Source organism: Dyella sp. BiH032 (assembly GCF_031954525.1).
Taxonomy (GTDB): Bacteria; Pseudomonadota; Gammaproteobacteria; order Xanthomonadales; family Rhodanobacteraceae; genus Dyella_D.
This window is the reverse complement of the sequence record NZ_CP134867.1, coordinates 4,421,867-4,440,949: the sequence shown is the minus strand read 5'-3', so window position 1 is coordinate 4,440,949 and position 19,083 is coordinate 4,421,867. Positions and strand designations below refer to the sequence as shown.

At 65.7% G+C, this 19,083-nt stretch carries 17 protein-coding genes; 11 read left to right on the top strand and 6 right to left on the bottom strand.

Going from position 1 to position 19,083, the window contains the following annotated elements; all coding sequences use genetic code 11:
* The first annotated feature begins 122 nt into the window (after positions 1–122).
* From pyk to RKE25_RS19490, 3 genes are all read left to right on the top strand, one after another.
* Entirely contained in the window at positions 123–1,598 is a 1,476-nt protein-coding gene (pyk, locus tag RKE25_RS19500; RefSeq protein ID WP_311842443.1) for a pyruvate kinase, read from the top strand.
* Between the two features lie 84 nt (positions 1,599–1,682).
* Positions 1,683–2,138, top strand: a complete 456-nt coding sequence (locus RKE25_RS19495; RefSeq protein ID WP_311839742.1) for an energy transducer TonB — start codon at positions 1,683–1,685, stop codon at positions 2,136–2,138.
* 168 nt (positions 2,139–2,306) lie between these two features.
* On the top strand, positions 2,307–3,311 hold the full coding sequence (locus RKE25_RS19490) for a class I fructose-bisphosphate aldolase (RefSeq protein WP_311839741.1): 1,005 nt from the start codon (positions 2,307–2,309) through the stop codon (positions 3,309–3,311).
* Positions 3,312–3,447: 136 nt separating this feature from the next.
* On the opposite strand, the gene RKE25_RS19485 is transcribed toward RKE25_RS19490, so the two are convergent.
* Together RKE25_RS19485 and RKE25_RS19480 are read right to left on the bottom strand one after the other, a co-directional pair.
* The gene (locus RKE25_RS19485; RefSeq protein WP_311839740.1) at positions 3,448–4,038 is read right to left on the bottom strand and encodes a porin family protein; all 591 of its coding nucleotides are present in this window, start codon (positions 4,036–4,038) and stop codon (positions 3,448–3,450) included.
* Between the two features lie 247 nt (positions 4,039–4,285).
* Entirely contained in the window at positions 4,286–5,020 is a 735-nt protein-coding gene (locus RKE25_RS19480; protein ID WP_311839739.1) for a porin family protein, read from the bottom strand.
* A gap of 241 nt (positions 5,021–5,261) precedes the next feature.
* Between RKE25_RS19480 and tkt the strand changes: the two genes are divergently transcribed.
* Positions 5,262–7,271 carry a transketolase gene (gene tkt / locus RKE25_RS19475; RefSeq protein WP_311839738.1) on the top strand — a complete coding sequence of 670 codons (2,010 nt, stop codon included), beginning with the start codon at positions 5,262–5,264 and terminating at the stop codon, positions 7,269–7,271.
* 209 nt (positions 7,272–7,480) lie between these two features.
* Entirely contained in the window at positions 7,481–8,500 is a 1,020-nt protein-coding gene (locus RKE25_RS19470; protein ID WP_311839737.1) for an alpha/beta hydrolase, read from the top strand.
* Positions 8,501–8,542: 42 nt separating this feature from the next.
* Here the strand turns inward: RKE25_RS19470 and RKE25_RS19465 are convergent, their stop codons facing one another.
* Genes RKE25_RS19465 through RKE25_RS19455 form a run of 3 tightly spaced genes read right to left on the bottom strand, consistent with a single transcriptional unit; the run spans position 8,543 to position 11,293 of the window.
* Complete coding sequence (locus tag RKE25_RS19465; protein ID WP_311839736.1) at positions 8,543–9,418, bottom strand: LysR family transcriptional regulator; 876 nt, start codon at positions 9,416–9,418, stop codon at positions 8,543–8,545.
* 52 nt (positions 9,419–9,470) lie between these two features.
* On the bottom strand, positions 9,471–10,103 hold the full coding sequence (locus tag RKE25_RS19460; RefSeq protein WP_311842442.1) for an HAD hydrolase-like protein: 633 nt from the start codon (positions 10,101–10,103) through the stop codon (positions 9,471–9,473).
* 11 nt (positions 10,104–10,114) lie between these two features.
* Positions 10,115–11,293: a phosphoglycerate kinase gene (locus tag RKE25_RS19455; protein ID WP_311839735.1), complete on the bottom strand. Its 1,179-nt coding sequence runs from the start codon at positions 11,291–11,293 to the stop codon at positions 10,115–10,117.
* 139 nt (positions 11,294–11,432) lie between these two features.
* On the opposite strand from RKE25_RS19455, the gene maiA reads away from it, so the two are divergent.
* Entirely contained in the window at positions 11,433–12,098 is a 666-nt protein-coding gene (gene maiA / locus RKE25_RS19450) for a maleylacetoacetate isomerase (protein WP_311839734.1), read from the top strand.
* A gap of 247 nt (positions 12,099–12,345) precedes the next feature.
* Here the strand turns inward: maiA and RKE25_RS19445 are convergent, their stop codons facing one another.
* On the bottom strand, positions 12,346–13,461 hold the full coding sequence (locus tag RKE25_RS19445) for a PilT/PilU family type 4a pilus ATPase (protein ID WP_311839733.1): 1,116 nt from the start codon (positions 13,459–13,461) through the stop codon (positions 12,346–12,348).
* Between the two features lie 87 nt (positions 13,462–13,548).
* Here RKE25_RS19445 and RKE25_RS19440 point away from each other — a divergent pair, with 87 nt between their 5' ends.
* The 5 genes from RKE25_RS19440 (at position 13,549) to glmS (ending at position 18,897) form a co-directional block, all read left to right on the top strand.
* Positions 13,549–14,133 carry a DUF4398 domain-containing protein gene (locus RKE25_RS19440; RefSeq protein WP_311839732.1) on the top strand — a complete coding sequence of 195 codons (585 nt, stop codon included), beginning with the start codon at positions 13,549–13,551 and terminating at the stop codon, positions 14,131–14,133.
* Complete coding sequence (locus RKE25_RS19435; RefSeq protein WP_311839731.1) at positions 14,130–14,762, top strand: hypothetical protein; 633 nt, start codon at positions 14,130–14,132, stop codon at positions 14,760–14,762. Before RKE25_RS19440 ends, RKE25_RS19435 begins: the two co-directional genes overlap by 4 nt.
* Before the next feature lie 339 nt (positions 14,763–15,101).
* Positions 15,102–15,332: a YdcH family protein gene (locus RKE25_RS19430; RefSeq protein WP_311839730.1), complete on the top strand. Its 231-nt coding sequence runs from the start codon at positions 15,102–15,104 to the stop codon at positions 15,330–15,332.
* A gap of 171 nt (positions 15,333–15,503) precedes the next feature.
* On the top strand, positions 15,504–16,874 hold the full coding sequence (locus tag RKE25_RS19425; protein WP_311839729.1) for a pyridoxal-phosphate dependent enzyme: 1,371 nt from the start codon (positions 15,504–15,506) through the stop codon (positions 16,872–16,874).
* A 193-nt stretch (positions 16,875–17,067) separates the two neighbouring features.
* Positions 17,068–18,897 carry a glutamine--fructose-6-phosphate transaminase (isomerizing) gene (gene glmS / locus RKE25_RS19420; RefSeq protein ID WP_311839728.1) on the top strand — a complete coding sequence of 610 codons (1,830 nt, stop codon included), beginning with the start codon at positions 17,068–17,070 and terminating at the stop codon, positions 18,895–18,897.
* Positions 18,898–19,083 lie beyond the last annotated feature (186 nt).

Sequence of the window (19,083 nt, the reverse complement as noted above, 5' to 3'; positions counted from 1 at the left end):
CCATACCACTTCATGCAGTGGTAGACCGATGCGAGGCCGTGCGCAGGGGTAGGGTGGAAGCGGTTGGAAAATGCCGTTGCGGACCCTCTGGCGGAACGAAGCGGTTCTGCTAGCCTCGAATGATGAATAACGAAACCCCGCTGCGCCGCACAAAGATTGTCGCCACCCTCGGACCCGCCACGGACGTGCCGGGCATGCTCGAGAAAATCATTGCCGAGGGCGTGGACGTCGTCCGCCTCAACTTGTCCCATGGACAGCCCGACGACCACCGGGCGCGCGCCAACGCGGTCCGTGCCGCGGCCGAGAAGCTCGGACGCGAAGTCGGCGTGCTGGCTGATCTCCAGGGGCCGAAGATCCGCATCGAAAAATTCGCCAACGGGCCGGTGGAACTGCGCCTGGGCGACAGCTTCGTGCTGGATTGCCGGCCGGACGCGCCGCTGGGCGACGCCAGCCGCGTCGGCGTGAGCTATTACGACCTTCCGCGGGATGTGAGCGCCGGCGACGTGCTGCTGCTCGACGATGGCCTGGTCGCGCTGACGGTGGAAGAAGTCGCTGGCGCCGAAGTGCGTTGCCGCGTGCTGGTGGCCGGACGCCTGTCCGATCGCAAGGGCCTGAATCGCCAGGGCGGCGGCCTGTCGGTGTCGGCGCTGTCGGAGAAGGACAAGTCGGACATCAAGCTGGCTGCCGAAATCGGCGCGGACTTCCTGGCCGTGTCGTTCGTGCGCTCGGCGGCCGACATGGAGCAGGCGCGCCGCCTGCTGGAAGAAGCTGGCGGCAAAGCGGGCCTGGTCGCCAAGATCGAACGCGCCGACGCGATCCCCCTGCTGGGCGAGATCATCGACGCCTCCGATGTGGTGATGGTCGCGCGCGGCGACCTGGGCGTGGAGATCGGCGATGCCGAGCTGCCGGGCCTACAAAAGAAGATCATCCGCGAATCCGTGCAGCGCAATCGCGCCGTCATTACGGCCACGCAGATGCTGCAGTCGATGGTGCGTTCGCCGATCCCGACCCGCGCGGAAGTGCTGGACGTGGCCAACGCCGTGATCGACGGCACCGATGCGGTAATGCTGTCCGAGGAATCGGCGGCCGGCGCGCATCCGGACAAGGCAGTGGCGGCGCTGCGCCGCATCTGCCTGGGCGCCGAGCGCCAGTTCGAGCCGAAGGAAGATCTGGCCAATGCGGGCCACCGCCTCGACCGTACCGACCAGGCCATCGCGCTGGCCGCGATGCTGCTGGCCAGCCAGCTCGGCGTGCGCGCCCTGGTGGCATTGACCGAGTCGGGCGCGACCGCGCAGTGGCTGTCGCGCTATCGCAGCGCGGTGCCGATCTATGCGCTGTCGCCGTTCGCGGACGCCCGCCGCCGCATGCTGATGCTGCGCGACGTGCAGCCGGTGGAGTTCACCCACGCTAGTTCGCAGACCACTGCGGCCTCGGCGCGCGAGGCGGTGCGGCTGCTGTTCTCCCAGGGCAAGCTGGCCGAGGGCGACCGCGTGGTGATGACCCATGGCGACCATATCGGCCGCGGCGGCGGTACCAATACGCTGAAGCTGTTGTCGGTGGGGCCCGAGGGCATGGTGGAAAGCCTGCGCGATCTCTGACGCGCCGGCCGGCCCGGATGCGCCGGTATCCGGTGCCGGGGATACACTGCGCTCCACATCCCCCATGTCCCAAGGAGTCGGTCCATGAAGACGAAGCTTCGTTCGATGCCGCTTGCCGCCGTCGCGGCGCTGTCGGTGGCGTGCGCCGCACCGGCGTTCGCCCAGTCGCAGGCGCGGCGGGTCGAACCCGAGCGGCTCTCCTCGTACTGGATTCTGCTCAATTACGGCTCGGTGCAGGCGGATGTCCCCAACAGCGGGCAGAACCTCACCAAGCCCGGCTGCGTGGCAGTGACGTACGAGATCGGCACCGACGGCAAGCCGCAGGACGTGACCGCGAAAAAGGTCGTGCCGCAGAGCGATTTGGGTTCCGCCGCCTCGAGCGTGGTCAAGCGTTTCGAATACGGCCCGTCGCTCAACAACGGCAGTAAGAAGGAACCCGTCTCGACCTACTACGTGGTGGGCTTCAACCTGCCCGAGGACAAGGCCGAGGCCAAGAAGATCACCGACGCCTGCCGGCTGCCCGGCTACGACCAGGCCTGACCCTGCGCCCGCCGTTTTCGCGGGACGCCTGAACCCGCCTCCGCCGGAGGCGGGACGACCCTCCGTGCCGATCCGGCTATAATCGCGCTTTTAGACTTGGCCGCCCGGCGACGGGACGGTCTCCATTTCAACGCGGCCAACGGCCGTCCCGCGTTCTACGGAGTCGTCATGAGCATCGAAGATCTTGAAAGCATCGCCTTGGCGATGGTCGCGCCCGGCAAGGGCATCATCGCCATCGACGAGTCGACCAACACCATCAAGAAGCGTTTCGAGGCCGTCGGCATCGAGAACTCCGAGGAAAACCGCCGCGCCTACCGCGAGTTGCTGCTCACCACGCCGGGCCTGAACGAGCACATCTCCGGCGCGATCCTCTATGACGAAACCATCCGCCAGTCCACCAAGGACGGCGTGCCCTTCACCGAAGTGATGAAGAAGAACGGCATCATCCCGGGCATCAAGGTGGACAAGGGCCCGGTGCCGCTGGCCGGCTTCCCGGGTGACGTGGTCACCGAGGGCCTGGATGGCCTGCGCGAGCGGCTGCAGGAGTACGCGCGCCTGGGCGCGCAGTTCGCCAAGTGGCGCGCGGTGATCAACATCAGCGAAGACAACCCCAGCTCCACCGCGATCGAGGCGAACTGCCACGCGCTGGCGCGCTACGCCGCGCTGTGCCAGGAGGCAGGCCTGGTGCCGATGGTCGAGCCGGAAGTGATCATGGACGGCGACCACAGCATCGAAGTCAGCTACGAAGTGCACGAAGCCGTACTGCGCAGCCTGTTCAACGCGCTGTACGAACAGAACGTGCTGCTGGAAGGCACCATCCTGAAAGTCAGCATGGTGATCCCGGGCAAGGATGCGGAAGAGCAGGCCAGCGTCGAGGAAGTGGCCGAGGCGACCGTGCGCGTGCTGAAGACCACCGTGCCGGCGACCCTTCCGGGCATCGTCTTCCTGTCCGGCGGCCAGACTGACGAGCAGTCGACCGCGCACCTCAACGCGATGAACCGCATGGGCCCGCATCCGTGGCCGCTGTCGTTCTCGTACGGCCGCGCCATGCAGCAGGCCGCGCTGAAACTGTGGTCGAAGGACATGAAGGCCAATTACGCCGGCGCGCAGAAGACCGTCGCCGAGCGCGCCAAGGAGAATGGCCTCGCCGCGCTGGGTCAGTGGAACGGCTGAGCGGTCTTCTCCTGCCGTAGAAGAAAAAAGGCGCCGCACAGGCGCCTTTTTTCATGGAGCCGGAAACGAAGAGGGCGCCTTGCGGCACCCTCTCGTTTTTCCCACCGCCGTGCGAGCGGCGGCGACTTGCCTTGCCTCAGAAGCGGTATTCCGCGCTGACGGACACCATGTCCGTGCTCAGGTCCACCTTGTTCTTCTTCGCGTCGAAGTAGTCGTAGTTCAGACCGACGCTGACGTTGTTGCTGAAGTTGTAGCCAAAGCCTGCACCGGCATACCAGCTGGTGTCGTCCAGGCTCTTGCGGACCGGGTTCACGTCGTTGCTCAGGCCGTGGCCCTTCCAGCTGTACACGCCGGCGCGAGCGCCTACGTACCAGTTCTGGTCGATGTTGAAGCGGCCGTTGACGCCGGCGGTCCAGCCGTGCAGCTGGGTCTTGCCCTTATCCACGACCGGGTCGCTGTTGAAGATGTTCTTCGGATGGATGTTGCCCAGGTCGTTGTAGCCCACCTCGGCACCCAGCGCGAAGTTCGGGGCCAGCGACCAGCGGTAGCCACCATTGAGCGCGTAGCCGGTGTCGTGGTCGTCGTACGGGCCCTTGTTGATCGAAGTGCGGCCCACATTGCCGTTGATGAACCAGCCGCCGTTGTCGGACGGCGCACTCTGCGCGAAAGCGGGAACAGCCATCAGGCCGGCGGTGGCGAAAGCGAGGGCGAGCAGCGTCTTCTTCATGGAGAGTCTCCTGTTATGGACGATCGGTGGCGGCCGTTGGGGGAAGGGCCGGGCACCGCGTGGCCGATGGGGTATCGGCTTCACGTGGCTTAGATAGGAGCAGGCCTAGAAGATTCAATACCGATCAGTTCAGTATTAAGCCAAAGTTAAGCATCCTGGTTGGGTCTGCTGCCATAACCTTATGATCAGCCAAGAAAAACGGGTGCGCACGGCACCCGTTTTTCGACCCGGCTTGTGGTTCCAGATATCAGAAGCGGTATTCGCCGCTCAGCGACACGATGCCGGTGGAGCGCTTCAGGCCCTGGCTGACTTCGCCGGTGGTCGTGTTCTTGATCTTGCCGGCGTTGGCGTGGAAGTAGTCGTAGTTCACGCCCAGGCTGACGTTCTCGTTGATATCCCAGCCCGTGCCGACGCCGGCGTACCAGCTGCCGCGACCCGAACGGCCGCCGCTGGTCAGGCCGAGATCCTGGCCGAGGCTGTTGTTGTAGTTGTTGTTGTTGTCATTGGCGTGGAAGTAACCGCCATGCGCGCCGATGTACCACTGCGGCACCAGGTTGATACGGCCATTCACGCCCACCATCCAGCCACGCAGGGCGTTGGTGGTGCTGCGCTGGTTGACGTCCTGCGAATTGAAGACGTTCTTCACGCGATAGTTGCCGAGGTCGCTGTACCCGGCTTCAAGGCCGAGGCCCAGGTCCTGGCCGACCTTCCAGCGGTAGCCGCCGAGCACGCCGTAGCCAGTGCGACGGCCCTTCTCGCCCTTGAGGAAATTGAAACCGCTGCCGTTGCCGCTGCCGAAGCCGCCGGTATCGCTGCCGTTAGTGCGGCCGACGTTGGCACCGATGAACCAGTTGCCGCTGCCGACCGGCTGGCTCGGCAGGTAATTGCCGCCCGCCTGGGCGGTGGAAGCGTCCTGAGCCAGGACGGGGGCGCCGATGAAGGAGGCGCCAGCGAAAGTGAGGGCAAGTAGGTACTGCTTCATGGGAATACTCCTCTTCTCCTTGTGGGGACGACCGCCAGCCCGATGGGGAGGGGAGGGCGTGTGCGATCGCTCATGGCCTTGCCAGCCATGTCCGGGATTAGAGCGATCCAGGCCTGAAGGGTTTCCGTATTGCGACCGCAAAAATTAAGGACGAGTTAAGGCGTTGGGCGCGGGCGACAGCCTGACGTGGATCGGCGACAATGCACGCTTTTCGCCGCCGCCTGTCCCCGGAGACCCCCTGATGACCACCCGTCGCGAACTCGCCAACGCCGTCCGCGCCCTTGCCATGGACGCCGTCGAGGCCGCCAAATCCGGCCACCCCGGCATGCCCATGGGCATGGCCGACATTGCCGAGGTGTTGTGGAACGACTTCCTGCGCCACAACCCGGCGAACCCCAAGTGGTTCAATCGCGACCGGTTCGTGTTGTCCAACGGCCACGGCTCGATGCTGCAGTACGCGCTGCTGCACCTGACCGGCTACGACCTGCCGATGGATGAGCTCAAGCGCTTCCGCCAGTTGCATTCGAAGACCGCCGGACATCCGGAAGCCAGCGAAACTCCCGGCGTGGAAACCACCACCGGCCCGCTGGGCCAGGGCCTGGCCAATGCGGTCGGCTTCGCGCTGGCCGAGAAGGTGCTGGCGGCGCATTTCAACCGCCCGGGGCACGACATCGTCGACCACCGCACCTTCGTGTTCCTCGGCGACGGCTGCCTGATGGAAGGCATTTCCCATGAAGTGGCCTCGCTCGCCGGCACCTGGGGCCTGGGCAAGCTGGTCGCGGTCTACGACGACAACGGCATTTCCATCGACGGCGAAGTGCACGGCTGGTTCACCGACGACACCGCCAAGCGCTTCGAAGCCTACGGTTGGAACGTGATTCGCCATGTCGACGGTCACAATGCGGACGACATCAAGCGCGCCATCGAGCAGGCCGTCGCGCATTCCGACAAGCCCACGCTGATCTGTGCCAAGACCATCATCGGCTTCGGTGCGCCGCACAAGCAGGGCAAGGAAGAAAGCCACGGCGCTCCGCTGGGCAAGGACGAAATCGCCGCGGCCCGCGAGCAGCTCGGCTGGCACTACGCGCCGTTCGAGATTCCCGCCGAGATCTACGCTGGCTGGGATCACAAGACGGCGGGCGCCAAGCGCGAACAGGATTGGAACGCCGCCTTCGACGCTTACGCCGCTGCGCATCCGGAACTGGCCGCTGAGCTGAAGCGCCGCCTCGCCGGCCAGCTCCCCGCCGACTGGGCGGAGAAGTCGAACGCCTACATCGCCAAGCTCCAGGCCGAAGGCCCGGAGGTAGCGACGCGCAAGGCTTCGCAGATGGCGCTGGATGCTTTCGGCCCGCTGCTGCCGGAGCTGATCGGTGGCTCCGCCGACCTGGCCGGTTCCAACCTCACCAAGTGGAAGGGCAGCCTGGACGCGGGTAACGGCAACAGTGCCGACGGCAAGGGCAATTACGTCTATTACGGCGTGCGCGAGTTCGGCATGACTGCGATCGCGAACGGCCTGGCCCTGCATGGCGGCTTCATTCCGTACGACGCGACCTTCCTGGTGTTCTCCGACTACGCGCGCAATGCCGTGCGCATGAGCGCGCTGATTCCGGCGCATGCGATCCACGTGTACACCCACGACTCGATCGGCCTGGGCGAGGACGGCCCGACCCATCAGCCGGTGGAACACTTGGCCAGCCTGCGCTACATCCCGAACAACCAGGTGTGGCGACCGTGCGACGCGGTGGAGTCGGCGATGTCGTGGAAGGTTGCCATCGAGCGTAAGGGCGCCCCCGCGTGTCTGGTGTTCTCGCGCCAGAATCTGAAGCACCAGCAGCGCAGCGAGCAGCAGGTGGCGCAGATCGCGCGCGGCGGCTATGTGTTGTCCGACCCGCAGGACACCAAGTTCAAGGCGATCTTGATCGCCACCGGCTCGGAAGTGGAGCTGGCCATGGAAGCGGCGCGCACGCTGGCGCAGCAGGACATCCCGGTGCGCGTGGTGTCGATGCCCTGCACCGAGCTGTTCGACGAACAACCGCTGGAATACCGCGAAGGCGTGCTGCCCGGCTGGTGCCGTGCCCGCGTCGCGGTGGAAGCGGCGACCGCCGATTTCTGGCGTAAGTACGTCGGTCTGGATGGCGAGGTGGTCGGCATGACCACCTTCGGCGCGTCGGCGCCGGCGAACCAGCTGTTCGAGCACTTCGGTTTCACGGTGGCCCACGTGGTCGACGCGGTGAAGCGCACGATCCGTTGATCCTCATAGCTGTTGCTGGTTCGAGAAAGCCGCGGTTTGCCGCGGCTTTTTCTTTGGCGAACCGCCAGGGCGGGGCATGTGCGTACCTGTTGCACGCCGGCTAACGGCTGTTGCGGAAATGGAAATTCCATGGGGCGGCGGCCCTTCCTAGAGTGCGTGGCAAGCCCGGCGCGATGCGCCGAGGCGCCTACCTACCTCAAGGAAACGCCATGAATACCTTCAAGTCGCTATTCGCAGCCATCGCCCTGGCCGCCGCCACGCAAGCCAGTGCCGGGCAGCTGGAACCCGCCACCCAGGCCTTCGTCGATGCGCTCGCTGCCAAGGGCGGCCAGCCCATCTACAAGCTGCCGGTCCCGCAGGCTCGTCAGGTGCTCGAAGACGCGCAGTCGGGCAACGTCGCCAAGCTGCCGGTCGACAGGCAGGAGATCCGCTTCGGCGACGCGAAGGCTGGCGAGATTTCGCTGACCGTCATCCGCCCGCGCGGCGTCTCCGGCACGCTGCCGGCGGTGCTGTACATCCACGGTGCGGGCTGGGTGCTTGGCAGCGAGAACACCCACGATCGCCTGGTCCGCCAGCTGGCGCATGGCGCGCGCGCCGCGGTGGTGTTCGTCAACTATTCGCGTGCCCCCGAAGCCAAGTTCCCCGTGCAGGACGAGCAAGCCTATGCGGCGGCCCGCTGGGTGGCGCAGCACGGCAAGGAGCACGGCATCGACGGCGGCAACATGGCGATCGCAGGCGACAGCGTCGGCGGCAATATGACGGCGGCAGTCACCTTGATGGCCAAGGAGCGTGGCGGCCCGAAGTTCGTCTATCAGGTGCTGTTCTATCCGGTGACCGACGCCAACTTCGCCAACGGCTCGTATCGCGAGTTCGCTAACGGCCCGTGGCTGACCCTGCCGGCCATGCAGTGGTTCTGGAATGCTTACGTGCCCAACGAAGCCGACCGCAAGAATCCCTTGGTGACCCCGCTCAATGCCTCGCTGGAGCAACTCGCCGGCCTGCCGCCCGCGCTGGTGATCACCGATGAGAACGACGTGCTGCGCGACGAAGGCGAAGCGTATGCGCACAAGCTGATGGATGCCGGCGTGGAGGTCACCGCGACCCGGTATCTGGGCACCATCCACGATTTCGTGATGCTCGACGCCCTCGGTGACACACCGGCGGCCAAGGCCGCCGTAGAGCAGGCGAACGGCAAGTTGCGCGCAGCACTCTATCCGGCGAAGAAGTAAGGCAAGAGCGCGTCAGGCGACGGTGGCGCTCCGACCGGGGCGTCACCGCCATGTCCATGCCGCGGCGAACTGGGCGAATTCCGCGGCTGCTGCATTCAGGGGGCGATCCGCGATGTGCACGAGGCTCACTTCGCGCTCGATCGTGCGGTCGCTGAAGGGGCGCAGCTGGATGCCGGGCATCAGCGGCGAGAACTCGGGTACGAACGAGATGCCGAAGCCGCCGGCGACCATGGTCTGGATCCAGTCCTCACGCTCGCTGCGGAAGGCGACGGGAAGCTCCATGCCGAGCTGGCGAACCTGGTCGAGCCAGTAGCCCTGGTATTCGCAGCTTTCGCGCAACAGATGCGGCTCCTGAGCGGCTTCCGCCAGCGGAATGCTGTCGCGTTCGGCGAAGGGATGGCCCGCCGGCACCGCGATACGGAACGGCTCGCGATACAGCAGTTGCGCCGTGAACCGCGGGTCGGCGCGCTCCGGAAAGGCCATGACCGCCAGGTCCAGCGCACCGCTGAGCAACTGTTCGGTGAGGTCGTCCACGCCATGGTCGGCCAGCTGCATCTGGCAGCGCGGATGGGCCAGGCGGAATTCCCCCAGAAAGCCGAGGAAGCGCGCGGGGCCGACGGTGCACATCACGCCGATGCGTACGGGAGCTTCGTCGGTGTCGAGGAACTGCTTGCTCGCCACGCGCGCCGCAGCCATGCCATTGGCGATCTGCTCCAGATGGGGCCGCATCAGCGCACCGAACGACGTCACCCGCACGCCGTGCGTGTCGCGGGTGAACAACGGGGCGTCGAGTTCGTCCTCGAGCTTGCGCAGCCCGCGGGAAAGCGCCGGCGTGGTGACGAAGCACTGCGCCGCGGCACGCGTGAAGTTGAGATGGCGATACACCGCGAGGGCATAGCGGATTTCGTGAGCTTCCATCGGCGTACCCCGGCAGGACGGCCGATTGTAACGGCCTGCCGCGGCGGGGCGCTCAGTCCGTCAGCAGCGCAGTCAGCTCGGCGGGCGTGGCGGCCAGCGCGTGGGCGCCGGCGTTTTCCAGCTCCGCCCGGCTGCCGAAGCCCCACAGCACGCCGATGCCGCGCACCTGGTTGGCCACCGCTCCGTCGATGTCGAAGTGGCGGTCACCGATCATCACTGTGCGCTCCGGCTGTGCGCCGAAGTCGGCCAGCGCCGCGGCGATCATCGACGCCTTCTCGCTCTGAGGGCTGCTCGGGTCGGGTCCGTAGAGCCGGCTGAAGGCCTTGGCAAACGGGAACGACTCCACGATCGGTGCGGCATGGCGGTGCGGCTTGCTGGTCACGATGGCCAGCTCGTGGCCCTGTTCCACCAGTCGTTCGATCATGGCGTCGATGCCCGCATAGACCGAATGCTCGCGCCAGCCGAGCGTGTGGAAACGCTCGTGGTAATGCTCCACCGCGGCTTCCACCCGGACCGCATCGTGATCGAGCAGTGGCGCGAAGCTGTGCCGCAACGGCGGGCCGATCCAGTGGCGCAGATCGGCCGGCGCCGGCATGCCGAGTCGCTCGAAGGCGTGCCGGATGCAGGCGACGATGCCCAGTTCCGAATCGATCAGGGTGCCGTCGAGGTCGAACAGGCAGAGCATGCGTGCGCGGCTCACTTCGCCGTGCGTGCCTTGAGCGCGGCCACGGCCGGCAACTCCTTGCCTTCCAGGAATTCGAGGAAGGCGCCGCCGCCGGTCGAAATGTACGAGACGTCCTTCTCGATACCGTACTTGTCGACCGCGGCCAGCGTGTCGCCACCGCCGGCGATGGAGAACGCACTGGAGGAGGCCACCGCGCGCGCCAGGGTCTCGGTGCCCTTGCCGAAGGCATCGAATTCGAACACGCCCACAGGGCCGTTCCATACTACGGTGCCGGCCTTGGCGATCAGCTCGGCATAGTTCTTCGCCGTCTGCGGGCCGATATCCAGGATCATCTCGCCGTCCTTCACCTGGTCCACCGGCTTGACCGTGGCCGGGGCATGCGCGGAGAACTCCGGCGCCACCACCACGTCCACCGGCATCGGCACCTCGGCGCCCCGGCGCTTGGCGTCGGCGATGACCTTCTTGGCCGCATCGAGCAGATCCGGTTCGTACAGCGAATTGCCGACGCCGTACCCGGCAGCGGCGATGAACGTATTGGCGATGCCGCCCCCGACGATCAGCTGATCGACCTTGCCGATCAGGTTCTCCAGCAGGGTGAGCTTGGTGGACACCTTGGAGCCGGCGACGATCGCCAGGAGCGGATGCGCCGGATGCTCCAGCGCCTTGCCCAGCGCGTCCAGTTCGGCCGACAGCAGCGGGCCGGCGGCGGCCACGGGGGCGTACTTGATCACGCCGTGCGTGGAAGCCTGCGCGCGATGCGCGGTACCGAAGGCGTCCATCACGAAGATATCGCACAGCGCCGCATACTTCTTCGACAGGGACTCGTCGTCCTTGCCCTCGCCGACGTTCATGCGGCAGTTCTCCAGCACCACCACCTCGCCCTCGGCCACGTCCACGCCACCGAGGTAATCGGCGACCAGGCGCACCGGTGCGCCGAGTTTGTCGCCCAGCCACTTGGCCACCGGCGCCAGCGACGATTCGGCATCGAACTGACCTTCCTTCGGGCGTCCCAGGTGCGACATCACCATGACGCGGGCGCCGGCATCGCGCGCGGCCTTGATGGTCGGCAGCGAAGCATCCAGGCGCTGGGTGGAAGTGATCCGGCCGTCCTCGATCGGCACGTTCAGGTCTTCGCGGATCAGCACGCGCTTGCCGCGCAGATCAAGATCGCTCATGCGGAGAAAGGACACGACGCAACTCCTGGTTGGAAATGGGATGCAGCGGCGCCCCGGCGGAGCGCGAACTCCGTATTGTCCCGCCCGTTCCACGGCGATGTAAACCGCGCCGCGGGTATCCTAGGCGCCTTGAGACGAGCCAACGGGACTCCCCATGAGCCAGGCACTGGCGTTGTACGGCTACTGGCGCTCCAGCGCCGCCTATCGCGTGCGCATCGCGCTGAACCTCAAGGGCCTGGCCTACGAAAGCCGGCCCGTACATCTGGTCCGCAATGGCGGCGAGCAGCATCAGCCGGACTATCAGGCGCTCAATCCGCAGGAGCTGGTGCCCTGTCTGGTCGATCGGGGCCAGGTCTTCACGCAGTCCATGGCGATCATGGAGTACCTGGAGGAAACCCACCCGTTACCGCCACTGCTGCCTGCCGATGCGGCCGGCCGCGCACGCGTCCGAGCGCTGACCCAGCTGCTGGCCTGCGACGTGCACCCTCTGGGCAACCTGCGGGTGCTGCAATACCTGGGCAGTACCTTCCAGGCGGACGACGCGATGCGCGGCGAATGGTCGCGGCATTGGATCAGTGAGGGGTTCCGCGCGCTGGAAACCATGCTGGCCGGCAACGTGGCGACGGGGCGGTTCTGCCATGGCGACGAGCCCACGCTCGCCGATGCCTGCCTGGTGCCGCAGCATTACAACGCGGTCCGCTGGAAGCTGCCGATGGGCGATTTTCCAACCATCGGGCGCATCGTCGACGCCTGCCAGGCACTGGATGCCTTCAGGCAGGCCGCGCCCGAAGCTCAGGCAGATGCGCCTCCGCCAGGCTGACGCCGCGGAGGTCTGGAAGCGCTCTCTGGCGGTGGCAGCGCGAGTCGGCAGGCGTGCCGCCTCCTTCGCGCCAGGGCGGTGAGTTCGTATACGGGCGGCCGATCCATGCCAGCCGGCGCATCAAGGCGCTTCAACCGCATACGGACGTGCACAACATGCCTCGCATCGAAGGCGGAACGTCGGGGTACAGAGCATCGGTTGGATGCGAGGCGCACGGGGCGGCACGCGCCCCGTCGCCCGGGTGGCCTCAGAAACCCAGGCCGTAGGGGTCGTTGCCGACCAGCTCCGCGCTGTCCGAGCCGCCGCCTTCGGAAAGGCGAATCTTGAGCGCCAGGCCATCGCGCGAATCGGCCTTGGCCAGCGCCTCCTCCAGCTCAATGCGGCCTTCCTTGAAAAGCCGGTACAGCGACTGGTCGAAGGTCTGCATGCCTTCCTGCAGGCTGCGATCCATGGCTTCCTTCACCTCGTGGATCTGGCCGCGGCGGATCATGTCGCGGATGAACGGCGTGTTGAGCAGCACCTCGGTGGCCGGCAGGCGGCGGCCGTCCTTGCCGATCACCAGGCGCTGGCTGATCACCGCGCGCAGATTCAGCGCGAGATTCATCAGCACGTTCTTGTGCGCCGATTCCGGGAAGAAGTTGAGGATGCGCTCCAGCGTCTGGTCCGCATTGTTGGAGTGCAGCGTGGCGAGACAGAGATGGCCCGTCTCGGAGAAGGCGATGGCCGCTTCCATGGTGTCCGTGTCGCGGATCTCGCCGATCATGATCACGTCCGGCGCCTCGCGCATCGCGTTCTTCAGCGCCTCGTGATAGCTGTGCGTGTCGAGGCCGACTTCGCGCTGGTTGATGATCGACTTCTTGTGGCGATGCAGATACTCGATGGGATCCTCGATGGTGAGGATGTGGCCCGACGAGTTCTGGTTGCGATGGTCGAGCATCGCCGCCAGCGTGGTGGACTTGCCCGAGCCGGTGGCGCCGACCACCAGGATGAGGCCGCGCGGCTCCATGATCAGCTCGCGGAAAATGCCCGGCAGCTGCAACTGGTCGATGCTGGGGATGTCGCTCTTGATCGCGCGGATCACCATGCCCACTTCGCCGCGCTGCTTGAACACGTTGATGCGGAAGCGGCCGGCCTCCTTGACCGCCAGCGCCATGTTGAGCTCCAGGTCGCGTTCGAACTGAGGCACCTGGCCCTCGTCCATGAGCGAATAGGCGATCTTCTTCACCATGCCGCCGGGCAGGCCGGTGTTGCCCAGCGGGTACAGCTTGCCCTCCACCTTGATGTTCACGGGGGCGCCGGTCGTCAGGAACATGTCCGACGCGCCCTTGTCCACCATCAGCTTGAGGAAGTAACCAATATCCACTCGTGTCCCCTGAAATGACGCTTGTGCGTTGCAAACAACGATTATGCCCGCCCACAATACGCTGCGACACTCTTAGAGGAATGAGTGATGGTGCACATCTTTTCCGCGCAGGAAGGCCGTCCGAACGGCCTCCGCACGGTGTTTTCCATGCTGGCGCTCGCCCTTGCGCTCGGTACTCTTGGCGGCTGCGCCAGCGTGCCCCCGCCGGACAGCGCCATGACCCAGGCCCAGATGCAGTTGCAGTACGCCCGTGACGCCGGGGCGGCCGATTACGCGCCGGTCGACCTGGACTTCGCGCAGAACAAGTTCCAGCAGGCCCAGGCCGCCATGGCCAGCCGCAAGTACGAGGATGCCGCCGTGCTGGCCGAGGAAGCCCAGGCCGATGCCGAGCTTGCCCGGGCCAAGGCCCGGCTGGGCGCGGCCCGTGCCCAGATCCAGCGCAAGACCCAGGCCAACCGCGACCTGCGCGAGCAGATCGAGCAGGACCTGAACGCCCAGGAAGAAGCCGCCCAGCGGCAACAGCAGCAGCTGCAGGAGCAGCAACAGGGCCTGCCGACGCAGGAACAGACCCAGGACATGCCGGCCCCGCCGTCGTCCGTGCTCCAGCCCGTTCCCCAGGGCGAAGGCTTCCAGACCCTGCCCCAGACCAACGACCAGGGAGGCCGTCCATGAAATCCGTGCGCACCACCCTGTCGGCGCTCGTCCTGGCCGCGGCCGCCATGAGCACCGCCCACGCCGCCAAGGACGACATGGACGTGGCCCGTCTCAACAGCAGCCTGGACCAGCTGGCGCGGGACCCCGCCCTCAGCGGTTATGCGCAGAGCGAGCAGGCCCGTGCCCGCGATGCCATCGCCCGCCTGGCGCAGGCCCGTTCGCGCGACCGAGCCCATGCGCTCTACGTCGCCGAGCGGCGGGTGGACCTGGCCAAGGCCACCGCGCAGCTGCAGGACGCCCAGCTGAAGATCAACCAGCTGGACCGCGAGCACGACCAGATCCAGCTGGACGGCACCCGCCGTGAAGCCGAGGCGGCCCGTCGCGAGCTGGAACGGCAGCGGCTGCAGTACCAGCTGGCCCAGGAAGAGGCTGCCAGGCTGCAGGAAGAGGGTGCCGCCGCCCAGGCCCAGGCCCAGCAGGCCCAGGCCCAGGCCGAACAGGCCCGCAAGCTGGCGGCCGCCCAGGCCAAGGTGGCGAATGCAGCCAAGCGCCAGGCCGAGCTGGCGACCCAGGCCGCCAAGGCGATGCGCTCGCAGATTCAGGGCGATTCCTCCGACAGCAGCCCGCCCCCCAAGAAGGGCAAGTAAGCCCGGCGGCACATGTCCATCAAGCCCGGCGCGGCTTTGTCCCGCCGGGTTTTTTCTTATCCATTTCTTGGACGGATTCATGGTTGCCTAGGCGGCTTTATTCGCCGTTTTGCGCTCCTCTGCGGAAGCTTGCGCGGCCCCGCAGGCGAGAGTAGGGTCGGATACCCATGGGGCGCTCAGGCACCATGGGTCACTGACCTGAATCATGCGCATAGCCACCCTTCCCAAGATCACCTGCGTACCGGCGAGCCGGCGCGGGTCTTTGGCGTGCGTGTGCTTTCCCACCGTTAGCGGGCGCACCGATCCCGCGCCCGCGGTCTTTCGCGAGGAGGTCGGATCATGTTCGAAAACCAGCAGCGTGACGATGTCGAAGCCTTGATGAAAGCCGACGCGGAGTTCCGTCGGCTCTACCAGCACCACAAGGAGCTCGACAGCAAAGTGCATGACGCCGAGATCGGCGTCCTTCCTATCGATGACATGACCCTGACGGGCATGAAGAAGGAAAAACTCCACGCCAAGGAGCGGTTGCAGCGAATGTGGGATGAGCACAGGCTTCGTGTCGTCAACTAGCTAGCTCGGTTTCGCACACGCCCGCGGCCCCGGAGCCACCCCGACGAGGGATCGGCTGCCGGGGCCGTTTCGTGAGGGGTAGGGGGTTCCGGAGGGCGGTTTCCGCTCGGTTATGATCGCCCTCCCGGGGCGTCGGCTTGGACGCTCCCATGCCCGCCTACAGGAGCTTCCATGACGGTCCACCAGAGTGTCCTCGAACTGATCGGCCGCACCCCGATGGTGCGCGCGCAGCGCCTGGATGCCGGCCCCTGTGAACTCTTCCTCAAGCTGGAGAGCGCCAACCCGGGTGGATCGATCAAGGACCGCATCGGCCTCTCGATGATCGAAGGCGCCGAGCGCGCCGGAAAGATCAAGCCGGGCGCGACACTCGTCGAAGGTACGGCCGGCAACACCGGCCTCGGGCTGGCCCTGGTGGCGCAGCAGAAGGGCTACCGGCTGATCCTGGTGGTGCCCGACAAGATGAGCCGGGAGAAGATCTTCAACCTCAAGGCGATGGGCGCCGAAGTGGTGCTGACCCGCTCCGACGTCGCCAAGGGCCATCCCGAGTACTACCAGGACATGGCCGAGCGGATCGCACGCGAAACGCCGGGGGCTTATTTCATCAATCAGTTCGGCAATCCGGACAACCCCGCGGCCCACGTCGCCACCACCGGCCCGGAGATCTACGAGCAGATGGACGGGCGCGTCGACGCCATCGTGGTGGGGTGCGGCTCGTCCGGCACCATGACAGGGTTGTCTAGCTATTTCGCCGAACATTCGCCGAATACCGAAATCGTCCTCGCGGACCCCGTCGGTTCCATCCTGGCGCAGTACATCAACGAAGGCGTGCTTTCGACCAAGTCGGGCAGCTGGATGGTGGAAGGCATCGGCGAAGACTTCCTGCCCACCATCAGCGATTTCAGCCGGGTGAAGAAGGCGTACGCGATCAGCGACAAGGAAAGTTTCCTCGCCGCGCGAGAGCTGCTTGCGAAGGAAGGCGTACTGGGCGGATCGTCCACCGGCACGCTGCTGGCCGCCGCGCTGAAGTACTGCCGCGAGCAGACGTCGCCCAAGCGTGTGGTGACGCTGGTATGCGATACGGGCAACAAGTATCTGTCGAAGATGTACAACGACTACTGGATGCTCGACAACGGCTTCATCGAGCGCGAGCAGCATGGCGATTTGCGTGACTTGCTGCTGCGTCCGTTCGCGCAACGCGATACGGTCGTGGTCGGCCCGGGCGAGCTGCTGATGACCGCCTACACGCGCATGAAGCTCTACGACGTCTCGCAGCTGCCGGTGATGGACGGCAGCAAGCTGGTCGGCATCCTCGACGAGTCGGATGTCCTGATGCACGTGCACGCCGACGAGCGCCGTTTCCGCGACCCGGTTTCCACGGCCATGATCAGCAATCTACAGATCCTCGACGTGCACCAGCCGATCACCTCGCTGCTGCCGGTGTTCGAGCGCGGCCACGTCGCGATCGTGATGGACGGTGAACAGTTCATGGGTCTGATCACGCGCATCGACCTGCTGAACTATCTACGCCGTAAGGTGCACTAGGCGCCAACGAAAGGTTGGCGGATGCTCGGCACGACTAATCCGGCTGGTGGATGAACAGCCGGACGACCGAGCGCACGAAACCGTGCGCACGGTGTCCGTTGCGTCACGAAAGTTTGCTGAAATGGGTGGCCGACAAAGTCCCGGCCTGCGGAAGTCCGCTTCCGGTCCCATCCATCCCAAGAGGACTCTGCTCATGTGTGGAATCGTTGCCGCCACCGCCCAGCGCGACGTCGCCCCCTTGCTGATCGCCGGCCTGAAGGCGTTGGAATATCGCGGTTACGATTCGGCCGGCCTGGCCGTGCTGCAGGAAGGTGCCATTCGGCGCGTGCGCGAGAAGGGCAAGGTCCGCGAAATGGAATCGCTCTACCTTGCCGATCCGTTCCCCGGCGGTACCGGCATCGCCCATACGCGCTGGGCCACGCATGGCGTGCCGAATCAGGTGAATGCCCACCCGCACGTAGCCGGCCACGTGGCCATCGTGCATAACGGCATCATCGAGAACTACGCGACGCTGCGTGAAGAACTGGCCTCTCGCGGCCACGTCTTCACGTCGGAGACGGACACCGAAGTGATGGCCGCCCTCATCAGCGAGCGCATGGCATCCGGCAAATCGCTGTTGGATGCCGTGTCGTCGGTGGTGCATGAGCTCGAGGGCGCGTACGCCATCGCCGTGATCAGCGACAAGGAGCCCGGCCGCGTCATCGGTGCACGCCGTGGCGCGCCGTTGCTGGTGGGCGTGGGCATCGGCGAGAACTTCCTTGGTTCGGACGCCCAGGCCCTGATCCAGGTCACCAACAAGATCATCTATCTCGAAGAACACGACGTCGTGGAGATCACCCGCGGGCGGGTGCGCATCTTCGGGCAGGACGGAAAGATCGTCGAACGTTCGGTCCATGAGAGCGAATTGTCGACTGACGCGGTCGAGCGCGGCGAATACCGCCATTACATGCAGAAGGAAATCTTCGAGCAGCCTCGCGCCGTGGCCGATACGCTCGAGGCCCGCATCGGCCCGCACGGCGTGCTGCCCAACATTTTCGGCGTCGGTGGCGACGAACTGCTGGCCAAGGCCAAGGGTCTGCACATCATCGCCTGCGGCACCAGTTACCACGCCGGCCTGGTGGCCAAGTACTGGATCGAGGAATACGCGCGCTTGCCCGTGAACGTGGAAGTCGCCAGCGAATACCGCTACCGCGAGGCCGTGGTGCCGGACGGCACGATGTTCGTGGCGATCTCCCAGTCGGGCGAAACCGCCGATACGCTGGCGGCGATGCGCGAATCGCGCCGCCGCGGTTACCTGGGCACGCTGGCGATCTGCAACGTGCCCGAGTCGTCGGTCGTGCGCGAGGCGGATCTCAAGCTGATGACGCGCGCGGGCCCGGAGATCGGCGTGGCGTCGACCAAGGCGTTTACAACCCAGTTGGCGGCACTTGGCTTGCTGACGCTCCAGCTTGCGCGCCATCGCGGTCTGGACGATGCGCGTTATGCCGATCTGGTGGCGCAGCTGCAAGCCCTGCCCGGGAAGATCGAGAAGGCGCTTGAGTTGGAGCCGCAGATCATCGATCTGGCCGAGCACCTCATCAATCGCCAGCATGCTCTTTTCCTTGGCCGAGGCGCACAGTATCCGGTGGCAATGGAAGGAGCTTTGAAGCTGAAGGAGATCTCCTACATCCACGCCGAAGCCTATGCCGCCGGTGAGCTGAAGCACGGACCGCTGGCGCTGGTGGACGAGGACATGCCGGTGATCGCGGTGGCGCCTAACGGCCCGCTGTTGGACAAGCTCAAGTCGAACTTGCAGGAAGTGCGCGCGCGCGGTGGTGAGCTGCTGGTGTTTGCAGATGGGGCGGCGAGCATGGATGGCAATGCGTCGCGTGGTGCGATACTGCGTATCGATGGCGGTGGGGACTTTATCGCGCCGGCGGTGTTTACTGTTCCCTTGCAGCTGCTGGCTTACCACGTGGCGGTGCTGCGTGGCACGGATGTGGATCAGCCGCGCAATCTGGCAAAGTCGGTTACGGTGGAATAACGCGTCGTCGGCCTAGACACATGCCCCATGGCGACACCCGCTAAATAGCGCGGATAAGTGCTACAGCTCATCGGTGTTGGTCATGACACTTCTCCGCAGTTCGAATGTCTGCAGGCTCATGTTGCGGCTGACTTCAACTCTTCCACCCATGGTACGGGCCAAGCCCTTGGCGAGTGAATGGATGCG